This window comes from Geothrix sp. (genome assembly GCF_049292215.1).
Classification (GTDB): domain Bacteria; phylum Acidobacteriota; class Holophagae; order Holophagales; family Holophagaceae; genus Geothrix.
On the sequence record NZ_JBATQW010000002.1, the window covers coordinates 66041 to 80106 of the forward strand.

A 14066-nucleotide genomic window follows, 5' to 3' on the forward strand; every position below is an offset into this window, starting at 1 on the left:
GGAGCCCGTGTTGACCATCCTGCCCCCCCTTCAGTTCGAAGCCGCCGTGACCCGCCCGCTGTCGGTGGTGTTCCGGGTGGGTGACCGCTGGGAGGGCCATGACTACACGGTGGAAGTCGTGACTGCTCGGCGTGGGCTGGACGGCTTCGACGTGGTGGTGGACTTCCGCGATCTGGAGGCGGCGCTGGACCGCAGTCTGGCCCCCCTGCAGGGGCGGCTGCTGTCGGACCTGGGCCTCGACGGCCCCCTCGCCCTGGCCCAGCGCCTCCTGCTGGACCTCGCTCCCTTCGTCCCCGCCCCCGCCCGCCTGAAAGAAGTGGTCTTAACCGATGGGACAGGGCGGCGCCTCTCGGTCGAGTCCTAGGGCCATGCGCCCCTGGGTTCCCCTGGCCGCCGTGCTCCTCGCCGTGTCACCGCTGGCCATCGTGCACCCTGTCCGCGTGACGGGACGGAGCATGGAGCCCGCCCTGCGGGAGGGCGAGCTGCGCTGGGCCCTCCGGGCCTGGGCCAGCCACCCTCCCCGGCGGGGCGAGATCTGGGTCGTGGCGGGTCCACAGGGCGCCTCGGTCAAGCGGGTCATCGGGCTACCCGGAGACCTGGTCACCTGGCAGGGCCCCGATGTCTGCGTCAACGGGCCGCGGCTAGACGAACCATGGGTGGTCCATCCCGAGCGGTCCGGCTCCGGAACCCTGACCTGTGGCGAAGGATACCTGGTCCTCGGCGACAATCGGCCCGAGAGCCGGGATGGGCGCAGCTGGGGCCCCCTGCCGGCCACGGCCCTGGGCGGCCGCGTCCTTTAGCTGGATGGGTGCTCAGGGGTTTCCTTCTCACCGCCCCCCTCGTTCCCCGGGAGGAGCCGCTTCCAGCCCCCCACCATGAAGGCGGCCAGGGCCGTGAAGGCCCAGGCCACAAACCGGGCCCAGGTGGCCAGGGTGGCGCTGGCCTCCCGATCGTTTTCCGCCTCAAGGACGAGCTGCTCATAGGCTTCCCGCAGTTGGGTCTCGGCGTGGTCCCACTGTTCCACCAGGTGATCCAGGTGCTCGTGCTGGGCCTTCACGTCGAAGGTCGCCAGGGCATGAGCCGCCTCTCCCGCCGCATGGGCCTTGTCGGCGAGGCCCTTCCTCGTGGTGGCCTCCATGTCGATCTTCGGAAGCAGTTTCTCGAATGACTTCACCCGGTGCTCCAGGGCCTTGCCCTCTGCGGCAAAGGTGCCTGAGAGCAGCTGGGCCGTCTCTTCCCGGACCTGCTGTTCACCCAGTTCGCCTGTGCTCTGCCGCTGACGGAGTTCGATCCTGGCCAGCTGCTGGTTCAGCTGGCGCAGGTCGTCGCCCTGCTGCTCCTGCTGCTGCTGGGAATTGGCCTCGATGAGCGCCTGCTGGACCTCCCGGGAGCTCTCCTCAAGAGAAATTGCCAGTTGATCCCGGAAGAACCAGGGCAGGGCGACCATGGCCAGGGTGGCCATCTGCCAGACGCGGCCGCTGCGCTTGATCTGCATCATGAGTGCTCCATACGAGGGATGAGGGGACGAAGCGGTCTTGGAGCTGCCTAGGTGCCTGGGGGTTGTGCTTTCAGCGGGGGCGTCTGGTTGGAGGCGATCACCATTGTTCATTAATTATGATTCAATGCCATTATTTTCACAGGCTAGCGAGTTCATCCGGCTTGGCCCGCCTTGCCCTGCGCCAGCCGGGTGGTTGGAGAACGGGGGGAGCCCAGACCTGAGCGGTGGCGATCTTTCCACTCGTACCGCCGGCCCCTGAGGTCCAGTTGGATGGGCTACGCTGGAAGGCTGGAGTTTCGATGGACCGACTGGTGATCCAAGGTGGACATCCCCTGCGGGGGCGCATCCGGGTGTCGGGTGCCAAGAACGCGGCCCTGCCGTGCCTGGCGGCGGCGCTGCTGACCGCGGAGCCGGTGGTTCTCTCCAACCTGCCCGCTGTGGCGGACATCCGCACCATGGTCAAGGTGCTGCAGGCCCTGGGCACCGAAGCTTCGCTGGAGGCCCATCCTGACGGCTTCGAGTTCACGGCGAACCTGGCATGCGCCGGCTCGGACGACCCGAAGGCGCCCTATGACCTCGTGAAGACCATGCGGGCCTCCATCCTGGTCCTGGGGCCCCTCCTCGCCCGCTTCGGCAAGGCCACCGTGAGTCTGCCCGGCGGCTGCGCCATCGGCGCGCGCCCCGTGAACCTGCACCTCGAAGCTCTGGAGCGCATGGGCGCTTCCATCGAGATCAGCCATGGCTACATCCACGCCTCCGTGAAGGGTCGGTTGAAGGCCATCGACCACACCTTCGAGAAGGTGAGCGTGGGCGCCACGGAGAACATCCTCATGGCTGCGGCCCTGGCCGAGGGCACCACCATCCTGCGCAACGCAGCGCTCGAACCGGAGATCGGCGACCTGGCCCAGTTGCTGGTGGAGATGGGTGCCCAGGTCGAAGGCATCGGCACGGGGACGCTCACCATCATCGGCGTCGAGCAGCTGCATGGCTGCGAGCATGCGGTCATCGCTGACCGCATCGAGGCCGGCACCTACCTCTGCGCCGTGGCGGCCGCTTGCGGCGACGTAGTCCTGGACCGCTGCGAACCCGAGCACCTGCGGTCCCTGCTCGATCTGCTGGAGCGCTCCGGCTGCGTGGTCACCGAACGGATGGGCCAGGATGGCCGCCAGCTTCGCATCCAGCGGGAGCCCGGCCAGAAGCTGCGCTCGAAGGATGTCACCACCCTGCCCTTCCCCGGCTTCCCCACGGACCTGCAGGCCCAGGTGATGGCCGTCATGACCCAGGCCTGCGGCATCAGCGTCATCAACGAAGGCATCTTCGAGAACCGCTTCCAGCACGCCATGGAGCTGGAGCGCCTGGGCGCCAACCTCCGCACGGACGGCCACACGGCCATCGTGGCGGGCCCCGCCGACCTCACGGGCTGCACGGTCATGGCGACGGATCTGCGCGCCAGCGCCGCCCTGGTCATCGCCGGCTTGGTGGCCCAGGGCGAGACCATCGTGGACCGGATCTACCACCTGGACCGCGGCTACTCGGGCCTCGAGAAGAAGCTCCAGGCCGTGGGTGCCCGAATTGAAAGGGTCGGTGGCGGGAAGGTCTGAACCGCAGAGGATGACGAGAGCCGCGCTTTTCTTTTACTTTTCGCGTTTTTCGCGGTTCCTCCGTGTTCCATGTAACGACCTCCACCCGGCCGCTGGGTTACACTGGCGTCACGATCGGGGGCTTCATGTTCGGCGAGATGAAGGTCTTTTCCGGGAGCAGCCACCCGGAGCTGGCGAGGGGCATCGCGACCCACATGGGCATGCCGCTGGGCCGCCTGAAGGTGACCCGGTTCTCTAACGAGAACATCAAGGTGAAGATCGAGGAGAACGTCCGTGAGGCGGATGTCTTCGTCATCCAGTCCTCCTGCCCGCCCGTCAGCGACAACCTGATGGAGATGCTGATCCTCATCGATGCGCTCAAGTTCGCTTCCGCCGCCCGCATCACCGCCGTACTGCCCTACTTCCCCTACGCCCGCAGCGACAAGAAGGACGAGGCACGCATTTCCATCACGGCCCGCCTGGTGGCCGACCTGCTGGAGACCGCCGGCGCCGACCGCGTGTTGACCATGACCCTGCACGCCCCGCAGATCCTGGGCTTCTTCCGCAAGCCCGCCGACCAGCTGCTGGCCACGCCCATCCTCACCAACTACTTCCTGACCAAGGACCTCAGCAACACCACGGTGGTGGCCACCGATGCCGGCGCCGCCAAGTTCGCGGGCCACTTTGCCAAGCGCCTGTCCGTGCCCATGGCAATCATCGACAAGCGCCGCTTCGACGACTCCGAGAAGGCCCAGAGCGTGGCCCTCATCGGTGACGTGAAGGGCCGTGACGCCATCATCTACGATGACGAGATCGCCACCGGGGGCTCCATCAAGGAGGCCGCCCGCATCCTCCGGGAGCTGGGCGCCAAGTCGGTGCGCGTGGGCGTCACGCACCCCGTGTTCTCGGGCAACGCCCTGGAGACCCTCAATTCCGCGGAGCTCGACGAGCTGGTGGTCACGGACAGCATCCCGGTCTCCGCCGAGCGCGCCAAGGCCATGCCCTACCTCAAGGTGCTCTCCACCGCGGCGCTCTTCGGCGACGCGATCCTGCGCATCCACGGGGGACGCAGCATCAGCGAGATGATGGACTGATGGCCGACCCCCTCGGCCCCACGGAGGCTGTCCCCAGCCTCGACCTGCTGGGGCCTCAGGGACCCGAGATCCTCCGGCTCTTCACCCAGCCCTTCCTGCGGATGCACCGGGCCTCGGAGCTGTACACCGCCCGAATCTGCCTGCTCCTGCTCCAGGACCTGGGCTGGGAGGACCGGCTCCGCGCTGGGACCACCCTCGATCAGCTCTGCCTCGGCCTGCCGGACCAGGTGCGGAAGCCCCTGGCCTGGATGCTGCCTTTCCTCGCCTACGAAGGCCTGCTCCTCCGGACCGGCGAGGTCTTCACTCTGGGCGGCGATCCGGACTTGGACCTGGATGGGATCCGCGCCCTCATGGCGGCAGAGGCCCCGGGTCATGGCGTCAACTTCGACCTGCTTGACGGCGTGCGCGCGCGCATCCGGCCCTTCTTCACCGAAGGGAAGGCCGGGGAAGGCCTGCTCTTCGACCTGACCCTCTTCCCCCTCTGGCTGGCCTACTTCCGCAATGAGAACCTCTGCTACCACCCCAACAACCTCCTGACCGTGCTGGCGCTGCGCGAGCAGCTGCCGGAGGGGGCGCGGGTCCTGGAACTGGGCGCCGGCGCCGGCTCCTTCGCCCAGCTGGTGGCGCGGCAGGGCGCAGAGGAGGGCTGGCTCGGCCGCATCGCGGACTACCGCTTCACGGACGTGGCCCCGACCTTCCTTCGCCGCGCCCAGCGCGAGCTGAAGGCCCTGGCACCGGGTCTGCCCCTCAGCTTCCAGTCACTGGACCTGAACCGCCCCCTGGGGGACCAGGGTGTGGAGCCCGCCAGCCTGGATGCCATTGTCGGCATCAATGTGCTCCACGTGGCCCAGGACCTCGAGGCGACCCTGGGCGACCTGCGGAGCCGCCTAAAGCCCGCGGGGCGCCTGGTCATCGGCGAGTGCCTGAAGCCCTCCCTGGACCAGCCCCTCTACCTGGAGTTCTTCTTCAACTTCATCAAGAGCTTCACCGAGGTGACCCTGGATCCGCGCTGGCGCCCCCGCCACGGCTTCCTCACCCCGGAGGCCTGGGAGGCGGCCCTGCGCCACGCCGGCTTCGCGCAGATCGTGCACACTCCCCCGCCCCGCCCCCTCATGGACCGGCACCCGACCTTCACGGTGGGCGCCCTCACCGCCCGGGGCTAACCCAACGAAGAAGCGGCGCCGAGGCGCCGCTTCAAGTCTGGCTGGGATTGCAGGTGCTCAGAACCCAGTGAAGATCACCACGGAGTAGGCGGCATAGGTGCCATCGGTCTTGGGCACCACGGCCACACGAGTCACCGCGGGGGCGACGAGCTTGGCGGCCCAAGCCGTCTCGGGGATCGCCGTGACGGTGATGACACCGGACTGGTTCACCACCTCAAGCACGGCTGGCTGCATGCCCACGGTGGTGTTCAGGCTCACCGGGATGGTCTGCGTGGCTGCGGCCGAGTTGGTGAAGGTGAAGCTGAGCTGGCCGCCGTTGTACGAGGTGCTGATGGTGCCCTTGGGCAACGCCACCGGCAGGAAGATCGCGTTGCTGGCATCCCAGGCGCTGGTGCCGCCATTCCAGACCAGGTCGCTCACGCCCTGGACGCGGACATCACCGGAGCCCGCGCAGGCCGCTGCGAAGGCGCTGCTACTGGTGGAGGTCACCCCGGGGAAGCCCAGATACCACCAGCTGAACGGGTTGCCGTAGGCATGGACCCGGTCCCCGGCCACGGGGTGGGTGTAGGTGAACTGGGTGGCATCCGCCGCCTTGATGGCACCACCGTCCACCGCCCGCTGGATGTTCACGGACTTGGCGTGCATGGGCACTTGCAGGGGATCCTTCACGTCCACCTGGACCTTGAAGCCCATCCAGATGTTGGCCAGGGTCGCCTGGCCGGTGCCGATGGCCTGGTCTGTGCGGAAGGTGAAGGTGGTATCGGCATCGATGGCGATTGCGCGGGGTGCACTGGCGTTGGTGCTGACCAGCAGCCGGTTATTCACGCGGTCGACACCAACAACATGGCCCTCGGGGGTCCAGCCCGGCAGGGCATTGGCGCCGTACCAGACGCGCACGGCCCAGAGGGTGCCGTCCGTCTGCATGCGCAGGGAGACCAGGGCGTGCTTGCCCGCCGCCAGGCCGGCGAAGCTGCCCAAGGTCTTGGCATCCGCATCGAAGAACCAGGCGCCGGCGCCCACGTTCACGGTGAGGTCGTTCCCACTGTCCGTGTGCAGCACGAAGCTGGAGGTGCCCACGGAGGCGATGGTGCCGCGGCGGTGCCGGAACATCAGCTGGCCCATGCCCATCATGCCGTTCGCATTGGGACGGTGCCGGACCTGCAGGTTCATCACCCAGTCGCCGTTGGGCAGCTGGACGAGGAAGAGGGGGTGGCCCAGGTCGAAGTCGATCTGCACCGCGTTGCTGCCGGTGGCCGTGACCACCAGGTCCGTCTCGAGGCGCACGAGCACATTGGCGCCGTTCACGTGCACCTGGCCGGCGGGAACGGTGGTGCCGTCGGCCTTCACCAGGGTCACGCTGGCGGGGTCGATGGTGACGCGCAGCGCGTCATAGGTGCCCACGGGGAGCTGGGCCGTGGCGAGCAGCTCGCCCACGCTGTCGAGGTCCACCAGGTTGATCTTGGCGGTGGCGCCCTCGAAAGCCACCACCTCCTTGGAGTGGTCGGCCTTGCTCCGCAGCGTGATCTTGGTGACCACCACCTCGACGGCGGACCACTGGTCTGAGGGCGCGTCGGTCAGGATGATGGCGGCCGAGCCCGTGGCCACCGGGGCGGGGTTCGAGGAGTTGCTGTTGCCGCCACAGGCCAGGGACAAGGCCAGCGTGGTGAGGGCGGGCAGGGCCAGCAGGGAGAGGGTTCGGATGGAAGAACGCATGGGGATCTCCAGAGGTCGGAGCCGGGGCTCCAGATGGGAGGGTAAAGAATCGGTCAACTCCACTGACCCGCCCGGACGGGAAAGGGTTGATGTAAGAAAGTTGCGACAGCCCTGGTCCTTGCCTTGCAATACTTCCAGCCATGGCCACCACCCTGCGGGACCTGCTCATCCAGCGCGCGGCGCGCCTCCAGGGCCGCCCTGCTCTGACCACCCCGGATTGGGGCACCTTGAGTTACGCCCAGCTCCGCAACCGCGTCGAGGGGGTGGCCCTGGGGCTCCTGGCCACGGATCCGCCGTCCGCCGTGTTCTGCGCCACCGGCACGCCCTGGGACTGGGCCGCCGAGCTGGCGGTCGCCGCCTCGGGCCTGACCTGGGACCCGGCCGGGCAGTCCGTGCCCCCGGAGGTGTTGGGCGGGTCCCTCTTCAATGATGAGGCGGGGCGGGGCCCCTACCACGCCCAGGAGCAGTTCGTGGGAGCCGACACGCCCTTCACCGCCGGCCTGGACCATGCCGGGCTGATGATCCGGCTCCGCCGACTCAATGTGCAGCTCGGCTGGGACCATGACACGCGGGTGGAGCTGCCCCTGTTGGGACTCGGGGAAGCTGCGCCCCGGGCGGCGCTGTGGAGCGCCCTCTATGCGGGAGCCCACGCGGTGCTCGGGGCCGCCCCATGGGACCCGCGTCCCTTCGGCGGGCTCTGGCAGGGTTAGGCTCGCGAGAGTCCTTGCCATTGGACACCCACTGACCAATCCTGGACGCGGAGGTCGTCATGGCCCGCTCCGCATCCAGGAAACCCCTCGAGTCTCCCCGCCCCGATGGCGGCCATCTGGTGAAGCCGGAGCGCCTCCAGCTGGTGCTCGAGGCCATCCGCGACGCCGGGGACCGCGGCATCACCAAGGAGGGGCTGGTCCGCAGCCTCGGCGGCGTGGCCGCCCGCACCGTGGACAGGGCGATACAGCTGCTGGAGGAGCAGGGCGCGCGCTTCGGCAAGGCCCGGCAGGGCCTCCCGGCCGTCATCCACTTCACGCTGGAAAAGGCCCCGGACTGGGACAGCAAGATCACGCCCCACGCCCGCATGGCCCTGGAGGTGGCTCTCATGGCCTTGGAGGGCACGGCCACGGAGCTCTGGTTCGATCAGCTGGAGGGGTTGCGGCGCCTGGCGGACAGCCACCTGAGCACCCGGGACCGGGACCTGTTCCGGGCTCTGCAGGAGCATGTCTGCGTGCGGGGCGGCGCCGACGACCAGCAGGCCCTCGATACCCGGATGCTCACCCAGGTGCTGCTGGCGCTCGGACATCCCGATGGTCCACGGGAGCTCGAGCTCACCTACAAGGCCGCCTCCACGGGCCGCACCAGCGCCCGCACCGTGGTGCCCTACACGCTCACCCACGATGTCTTCTCCGGTGGCGCCTTCCTTCTGGCCTGGGACCAGGCCAAGCAGGAGCCTCGACACTTCCGCCTGGCCCGCATCGAGGAGGCCAAGGCTCTTGCCCGGCGGGGGCTGATCCCGGACAAGCAGCCCCTGGAGCAGGCCCGCGATCTGCAGATCGGCGGCTGGTACCGCCTCGCCGAGCCCTTCCGGATCCAGGTGCGCGTCTCCGGCACCAACTGGCCCCAGGCGCTGCTGGACGCTCCCCCCGCCCTGCCCGGCGTGGAGGTGCGCAAGGAGAAGGGCGGCACCGTGCTGTTGTGCTTCCAGGCCACCGAGCTGTCTGGGCCCACCCGGTTCGCCCTGCAGTTCGGGGCGGACGCCGAGGTGCTGGAGCCTAAGCCGCTGAGGGAGCACGTGGTCAGGACACTGAAGGCGATGGCCGCGAAGTATCGGTAGGCCAGACCGGATTGGCCGAGGGCCGGGCGGACCCGGCCCTCGGGTGAATGCCGACTCCCCTCAGTCCAGCGTGATCGCGCCGTTCACGGTCTCGATGGTGATGCCCTGGTCACTGCCGGGGAAGACGGCGCTGACGCGGTGCTTCTTCACCTCCACCTGCTCGGCGCCCTTGGCATTGAAGGAGATGCCGCCGTTGACCGTGCTGGCCTTCAGGCGGCCTTTCATGCCCCCCACCTGGAGGTGGATGGAGCCGTTGACGGTCTCCGCCTTGATGCCCTGCCCCTGACCGTCCAGGCCCGAACCCTTGATGGCGCCATTAACCGTCTGAAGGTTCAGGCTGCCTTTCACCTGATCGAGGTTGATGCTGCCGTTCACGGTGTCGGCCTTCAGCTGCTCCTGCAGGTTGGTGGCGCGGATGCCGCCGTTCACGGTGCTGAGGACCGCCTTGCCCTGGGTGCCGCTGACGCTGACCTCCCCGTTCACGGTCTCGAGCGTGGTGGCGACCCGGCGGGGCACCTTCAAGGTCATCTGGCACTGAGGTCCCTGGTAGGAACCCCAGCCGGTGTGCTTGGGGTATTCGCCGCGGATCTCCAGGTTGCCGCTGCCCGCCTCGACCACCACCTTCACCTGCTCATCCTTGCTGCTGGGCTTGAACTCGCCCGTGAACTGGACCTCCTCGCGGTCCCAGGCCTCCACGCGGATGAAGCCGTTGACGTTCTTCACCTTCAGGGTGGAACCCGAGGCCAGGGGCAGGGTCCGGCTTTCGGTGGTCTTCTCGGCCTTTGCGGGCTGGATCACCTGGGACTGGGCCGCCAGCGAGGCGCAGAGGATGACGGCGGCGACGGCCGCGGCGAGGGGTCGGGCGAGGGCCATGGGAGCCTCCTGATGTCAGAGATCGTGCGTGGGCTACGAAACATGTCGGAGGTCGTTTAGGGGGGCGGGGTCGATGCCTCCGCCCCCCTCAGTGGAACTAGAACTTCAACCCCGTGCTGAGATACATCCGGCGGGCCCGACCGTAGTTGGTGGGGCCGGCCGCTCCGAACCCTGAGTTGGGAACGAAGGGCGTGGAGATGGGATCGCCGGCGGGCAGAGCGGAGTAGCTGATGCCCTGGGTGACCTGCTGCTGATGGTTGAAGACGTTCTCCACCACCGCCTTCACGTAGGCGCTCACCTTCCGGCCGTTCCCGAAGGTCATGAGCCGGAAGTCCTGCTGCACGCTGAGGTCCAGGTAGTACTGGGCGTGGTAGGTCCCATCGCCCCGGGTGTTGTTCTGGTACTGCAGGAGGCGCAATCCGGCCGCCTGGGGATCGATGGCGGGGTTCAGGCTGCTGGGATCGGAGATCACCCGGGTGTGGCTGTAGGTCTGGGGCCCGTCGTAGCTGATCAGCAGCCCGGTCGTGAGCTCGCCCACGGGGTTCGCCCAGCGGGCGATGGCGTTGACGCGGGAGCGCACGGGCACATGGCCCAGCAGGTAGCCGTAGGGGTTCGTCACGGCGGGATCGTACATCCGGGCGCCATTCTGCACCGTGAACCAGTCGTAGCCTGCACCGGAGCCCGGAGCGCCCTTCACCTCGCCTTCGTAGTTGCCCTTGAGGCTGCTCAGCACGAGGTTGCCGCTGACGGTGTAGCGCCCCTTGGCGAGGGCGCCTTCCAGTTCCAGGCTGCGGTAGTCGCGCTTGGCGTTGGGTTCGTTATGCCAGTAGGTGACATAGAGGGGGCTGCCGCCGCCGGGGTTGGCCACGGTGCCATCGTTTCCCGCCCGGAGATCGATGAGGTGGTTCCAGGTCTTGCTGATGAAGGTGGCCTTCAGGTAGCCCTCGCCCAGCGTCTTGTGCTTGAAGTTGTGCAGGGCGCTCAGCTGGATCTCGTCCACGGTCTGGGCCTGGAGGTTGGGGTCCACCTTGATGTTGATGGCGGCATCCGTGTAGGACTGGGGCGTCGGGTCGTAGTTGGCCGGGTTGGCCAGGGCGGAGATGGGCTGGACCCCGGCGGGCCCGTTGTAGCTGAAGGTGGCGGCAATGGGGTTGTTCACATAGGTGGCGACGCTCAGCTGGATCTCCAGGGGCTTGCCGTTGTAGCGGCTGAAGGCCGCTCCCAGGATCCAGGCGCTGTCGCCCAGGATGTCGTAGTTGACGCCCAGGCGGGGCGACAGCGCGTTGTTCGAAGCCGTGGTCCGTTTGAGGGCCCGGTCCTCGGCGGTGTACTTGTCCCAGCGCAGGCCCAAGTTCGCGTTCCAGTGCTTGTTCACGGACCACTTGTCATTGACGTAGAGCGCGTGCTGTTCGGTGCCGGCCTCTCCGGGCTGGGTGAGGTAGCTGAAGGTGAAGGCCCCGTCGGTGTTCGCGGTACCGTTGATGAGGTTGATGCCACTGGCATTGGCGTAGGAGTTCCAGACCTTGCCGCCAATGAGCAGGTCGAAGGGCGTCTGGGCACCGGAGGCCTTGGTGGTGCCGCGATAGTAGTCCCAGCCCACGTCCACCTGATGGCTGCTCTCGGCACTGGCTGCAAAGTAGGAGAACTTCAGGTTGGCGGTCTGGTTGTTGCGGACGTCACCAGGGTCGCGGGGATCGAAGTAGCCGGCCCGGTAGAAGTAGCCGTCGTCGTTGTTGAAGATGGGCAGGGCCACGTTGTTGGAGCCCACGGCGATGACCTGGTCCTTCTTGCCGACCTTGAGGGACATGGTGAGCACGTCGGTAAGGAGGCTGCGTAGCTGGAGGCCGTAGACCTCCTGGGTGAAGCGTCGGGTGCTGAAGTTGCCATCGCCGCTGCCCACGTAGTCGATGTTTGCGAAGGTCTCGTTGTAGCCGTGGTATGTCCCCACGAGCGTGTGCCGGTCCGTGATGGCCCAGGTGAGCTTCAGCTGGCGGCGGATGTCCTTGATGTTCTCGGTGTAGGGCGCGCCGAAGGGGGCGCCCACCGCGGCCTGGTCCGTGGGCAGGCTCTGGGCATTGTCCTGGGCCTTACTGAAGTAGCTGCTGTAGAACCAGAGCTTCGACTTCACGATGGGGCCGCCCACCTGGAACATCTTTTCCTGGTTGATCCTGTCGGAGAATGCGTTGCCATTCTCCCCGTGCCGGGCGGCCTTCCACCGGTCGCTGCTCAGGTCCCAGCGCAACTGGGCCGTGAAGTCATCACCACCCGACTTGGTGATGGTGTTCACCACACCGCCCTCCACATCGCCGAACTCGGCGGGGATGGCGCCGGTGATCACCTGGGTTTCCTCGATGGCGTCAGTCACGAACTTGGCGCGGGGGCCGTTGTAGACGTTGTCTGCATAGTTCTGGCCATCCAGCAGCCAGAGGTTCCCGGTGCCCTGGCTGCCGCGGATCTGCATGCCGCCTCGATCCTGGTTCAGGTTCTCCACCACGCCCGGGGCCATGAGCGCCACGTTCAGAGGATTGCGGTCCACCGGCAGGGCGTCGATGGCCTCCTTCGAGAAGTTGGAGGAGGTCTTGAACTCCGTCTTGTCCTGCTGGATGGAGGAGGCCACCACCTCGACGGTGGTACCAGCCTCCTTCGAGAGCGTGAAGCGGATGTTGAGATTCTGCTCCAGGCCCAGGCGCTCTTCGCGGGTGATGGTCGTGAAGCCCGCCTTGGACAGGCTGATCCGGTAGAGGCCGGGGGGCAGCAGGCGGGCGGCGAAGCGGCCCCCTGCATCTGTGACGACCACACGGACGCCCTGCAGCGAGGGGCTGCTGAGTCGCACGTCCACGCCCGCGGCCGGGGTTCCGGAGGGGTCCACCACCTGGCCCACGAGGCTGGCCGTCTGGGTGCCCTGGGCCAGGCCCTGGATCTGCCCGGCGGCGAGAAGGGCCGCCATGCGGCCGAAGCTGAGCAGGGTCTTTCTCATGGTGACCTCCAGAAGGTGGTTGTGACAGGAAACCTGCGATCCAACCTCTCCCTCTGGAAGGCTTTAGGGGTGAAGCCCACGAGCGCGGGACGAGCCGTGGCCCAGCAGGGGGGAACCGCCGGAACCTGTGGCCCTTCCGCCGGAGGGGACGCGGGCCGCTATACTCAGCGCTTCCGGAGCGTCCATGTCCCAGTCCATCGACCGTCCCGAACTCAGCGCCGCCGAGTGGAAGCTCATCCAGGACCTGCGGGCTCTGCCAGACGAGCCGCTGCGCAATCGTGTCCACGCGTCACTGGGCGAGCTGCTCTATTTCTTCCAGAACCCCAAGTGCCAGGGCGTTGGTGTGGATGGCTTCCCCTGCGGCACTCCCCGGTCCTCCTGCGACGACTGCCACTCGGTTTGGGACGCACTGGACAAGGTGGCGGAGCGGACCAAGAAGGGCTGATCAGACCTTCGCCAACCACCGGTCCCCGAAATTCACCAGCACGGCCCCGAGCAGGAGCAGGGTCGCCCCGGCCACGCGGATCCAGGTGATGTCCCGCACGGGCAGACCCAGAAGGCCGAAGCGGTCGAAGACCATGGACGACAGGACCTGACCGGCCACGATGAGGGAGATCATGGCCGCCATGCCGATGCGGGGGGCAAGCAGGGTCGAGCCAAACACGAAGAAGGCGCCCAGCACGCCGCCCAGCCACTCCCACCAGGCGATGCGCGGTAGGCCCGCCAGTGTGTGGAAGGGCTGGCCGGTGGCCATGCAGGTGAGGGCCAGGGCCACGGTCCCCACGACGAAAGACACCAGCGCCGCCAGCGGGGAGCCGCTACCCAGCGTCTGCCGCAGCGAGTTGTTCACCGCGGACTGCAGTGGAATCACCAGCCCGATGACGAAGGCCATGAGCAGCAGGAGTAGGACCATGCAGGCACCTCGACGGGAAGCGCCGATGTTACCTCCAAAGTCCGGGTCAGAGCGCGTCCCAGGTGGCCCGGGCCTGGCCCGTGGCATCGGCCGTGGCAGCCTTCAGGCGGGCCCGCAGCGCGTCGGGCAGGAGGCGACCCGCCTCCAGGGCCTGGAGCCTCGAAGGCGGGGTGAGCGCCGACCACCCGGTCAGCATCGCCTTCACCCACGCCTCGTCGCCCAAGGCCGACCGGGCGGGCCAGCGCCAGGCATTCCCCAGGCCGGACTCCCGCAAGGCCTTGAGGGCGGCCTCCACCTGTCCCGTGCGGGTGGCCACGGCGGCGGCGGCCTCGGCGGCCTCCCGCTGGGCGAAGGGATCGCTCAGCAGGGCCAGCAGAGGCTGCAGTGCCTCGGCGCCGCCCACCTTGCCGAGGGCCCGGGCCAGGGC

General features: G+C 67.8%; 13 protein-coding genes and 1 pseudogene. 8 read left to right on the top strand and 6 right to left on the bottom strand.

Translation table 11 applies throughout. The annotated features are described in order from the left end of the window. The first annotated feature begins 10 nt into the window (after nucleotides 1–10). Together WAS25_RS00500 and lepB are read left to right on the top strand one after the other, a co-directional pair. A complete protein-coding gene (locus WAS25_RS00500) occupies nucleotides 11–364 on the top strand; it encodes a hypothetical protein (protein ID WP_422309245.1) in 354 nt (117 codons plus the stop codon). Between the two features lie 4 nt (nucleotides 365–368). Continuing rightward, complete coding sequence (lepB, locus tag WAS25_RS00505; protein WP_422309247.1) at nucleotides 369–800, top strand: signal peptidase I; 432 nt, start codon at nucleotides 369–371, stop codon at nucleotides 798–800. Here lepB and WAS25_RS00510 read toward each other — a convergent pair. Continuing rightward, nucleotides 797–1498 (bottom strand): hypothetical protein, encoded by a 702-nt coding sequence (locus tag WAS25_RS00510; protein ID WP_422309249.1) that lies wholly within the window; start codon nucleotides 1496–1498, stop codon nucleotides 797–799. The genes lepB and WAS25_RS00510 overlap by 4 nt on opposite strands. Before the next feature lie 299 nt (nucleotides 1499–1797). On the opposite strand from WAS25_RS00510, the gene murA reads away from it, so the two are divergent. The 3 genes from murA to WAS25_RS00525 all read left to right on the top strand — a co-directional run bounded on the left by murA (nucleotide 1798) and on the right by WAS25_RS00525 (nucleotide 5335). Next, a complete protein-coding gene (gene murA / locus WAS25_RS00515) occupies nucleotides 1798–3099 on the top strand; it encodes a UDP-N-acetylglucosamine 1-carboxyvinyltransferase (protein WP_422309251.1) in 1302 nt (433 codons plus the stop codon). 125 nt (nucleotides 3100–3224) lie between these two features. Further along, nucleotides 3225–4172, top strand: a complete 948-nt coding sequence (locus WAS25_RS00520; RefSeq protein ID WP_422309271.1) for a ribose-phosphate diphosphokinase — start codon at nucleotides 3225–3227, stop codon at nucleotides 4170–4172. Then, nucleotides 4172–5335, top strand: a complete 1164-nt coding sequence (locus tag WAS25_RS00525) for a class I SAM-dependent methyltransferase (RefSeq protein ID WP_422309253.1) — start codon at nucleotides 4172–4174, stop codon at nucleotides 5333–5335. The genes WAS25_RS00520 and WAS25_RS00525 overlap by 1 nt, the downstream gene beginning before the upstream one ends. A 57-nt stretch (nucleotides 5336–5392) precedes the next feature. Here WAS25_RS00525 and WAS25_RS00530 read toward each other — a convergent pair whose 3' ends face one another. Then, nucleotides 5393–7048, bottom strand: coding sequence for a DUF4382 domain-containing protein (locus tag WAS25_RS00530; RefSeq protein WP_422309255.1), 1656 nt, complete (start codon nucleotides 7046–7048; stop codon nucleotides 5393–5395). 140 nt (nucleotides 7049–7188) lie between these two features. Here WAS25_RS00530 and WAS25_RS00535 point away from each other — a divergent pair, with 140 nt between their 5' ends. Together WAS25_RS00535 and WAS25_RS00540 are read left to right on the top strand one after the other, a co-directional pair. Continuing rightward, nucleotides 7189–7758: a hypothetical protein gene (locus WAS25_RS00535; RefSeq protein ID WP_422309257.1), complete on the top strand. Its 570-nt coding sequence runs from the start codon at nucleotides 7189–7191 to the stop codon at nucleotides 7756–7758. A gap of 59 nt (nucleotides 7759–7817) precedes the next feature. Then, a complete protein-coding gene (locus WAS25_RS00540; protein WP_422309259.1) occupies nucleotides 7818–8876 on the top strand; it encodes a helix-turn-helix transcriptional regulator in 1059 nt (352 codons plus the stop codon). Between the two features lie 60 nt (nucleotides 8877–8936). Here WAS25_RS00540 and WAS25_RS00545 read toward each other — a convergent pair whose 3' ends face one another. Then, nucleotides 8937–9749: a DUF4097 family beta strand repeat-containing protein gene (locus WAS25_RS00545; RefSeq protein WP_422309261.1), complete on the bottom strand. Its 813-nt coding sequence runs from the start codon at nucleotides 9747–9749 to the stop codon at nucleotides 8937–8939. Between the two features lie 97 nt (nucleotides 9750–9846). Beyond that, nucleotides 9847–12726 (bottom strand): TonB-dependent receptor, encoded by a 2880-nt coding sequence (locus tag WAS25_RS00550; protein WP_422309263.1) that lies wholly within the window; start codon nucleotides 12724–12726, stop codon nucleotides 9847–9849. A gap of 184 nt (nucleotides 12727–12910) precedes the next feature. Here WAS25_RS00550 and WAS25_RS00555 point away from each other — a divergent pair, with 184 nt between their 5' ends. Continuing rightward, nucleotides 12911–13171: a hypothetical protein gene (locus WAS25_RS00555; RefSeq protein WP_422309265.1), complete on the top strand. Its 261-nt coding sequence runs from the start codon at nucleotides 12911–12913 to the stop codon at nucleotides 13169–13171. Here the strand turns inward: WAS25_RS00555 and WAS25_RS00560 are convergent, their stop codons facing one another. Together WAS25_RS00560 and WAS25_RS00565 are read right to left on the bottom strand one after the other, a co-directional pair. Continuing rightward, nucleotides 13172–13639: a DMT family transporter gene (locus tag WAS25_RS00560; protein WP_422309267.1), complete on the bottom strand. Its 468-nt coding sequence runs from the start codon at nucleotides 13637–13639 to the stop codon at nucleotides 13172–13174. Nucleotides 13640–13685: 46 nt separating this feature from the next. Continuing rightward, a pseudogene (locus tag WAS25_RS00565) lies at nucleotides 13686–14066 on the bottom strand (hypothetical protein); the annotation flags it as partial.

Coding starts and splice junctions, on each gene's coding strand:
- WAS25_RS00540 (WP_422309259.1), top strand. CDS start 7,818: ATGGCCCGCTCCGCATCCAGGAAACCCCTCGAGTCTCCCCGCCCCGAT.
- WAS25_RS00510 (WP_422309249.1), bottom strand. CDS start 1,498: ATGATGCAGATCAAGCGCAGCGGCCGCGTCTGGCAGATGGCCACCCTG.
- WAS25_RS00560 (WP_422309267.1), bottom strand. CDS start 13,639: ATGGTCCTACTCCTGCTGCTCATGGCCTTCGTCATCGGGCTGGTGATT.
- WAS25_RS00525 (WP_422309253.1), top strand. CDS start 4,172: ATGGCCGACCCCCTCGGCCCCACGGAGGCTGTCCCCAGCCTCGACCTG.
- murA (WP_422309251.1), top strand. CDS start 1,798: ATGGACCGACTGGTGATCCAAGGTGGACATCCCCTGCGGGGGCGCATC.
- lepB (WP_422309247.1), top strand. CDS start 369: ATGCGCCCCTGGGTTCCCCTGGCCGCCGTGCTCCTCGCCGTGTCACCG.
- WAS25_RS00530 (WP_422309255.1), bottom strand. CDS start 7,048: ATGCGTTCTTCCATCCGAACCCTCTCCCTGCTGGCCCTGCCCGCCCTC.
- WAS25_RS00535 (WP_422309257.1), top strand. CDS start 7,189: ATGGCCACCACCCTGCGGGACCTGCTCATCCAGCGCGCGGCGCGCCTC.
- WAS25_RS00520 (WP_422309271.1), top strand. CDS start 3,225: ATGTTCGGCGAGATGAAGGTCTTTTCCGGGAGCAGCCACCCGGAGCTG.
- WAS25_RS00545 (WP_422309261.1), bottom strand. CDS start 9,749: ATGGCCCTCGCCCGACCCCTCGCCGCGGCCGTCGCCGCCGTCATCCTC.
- WAS25_RS00550 (WP_422309263.1), bottom strand. CDS start 12,726: ATGAGAAAGACCCTGCTCAGCTTCGGCCGCATGGCGGCCCTTCTCGCC.
- WAS25_RS00555 (WP_422309265.1), top strand. CDS start 12,911: ATGTCCCAGTCCATCGACCGTCCCGAACTCAGCGCCGCCGAGTGGAAG.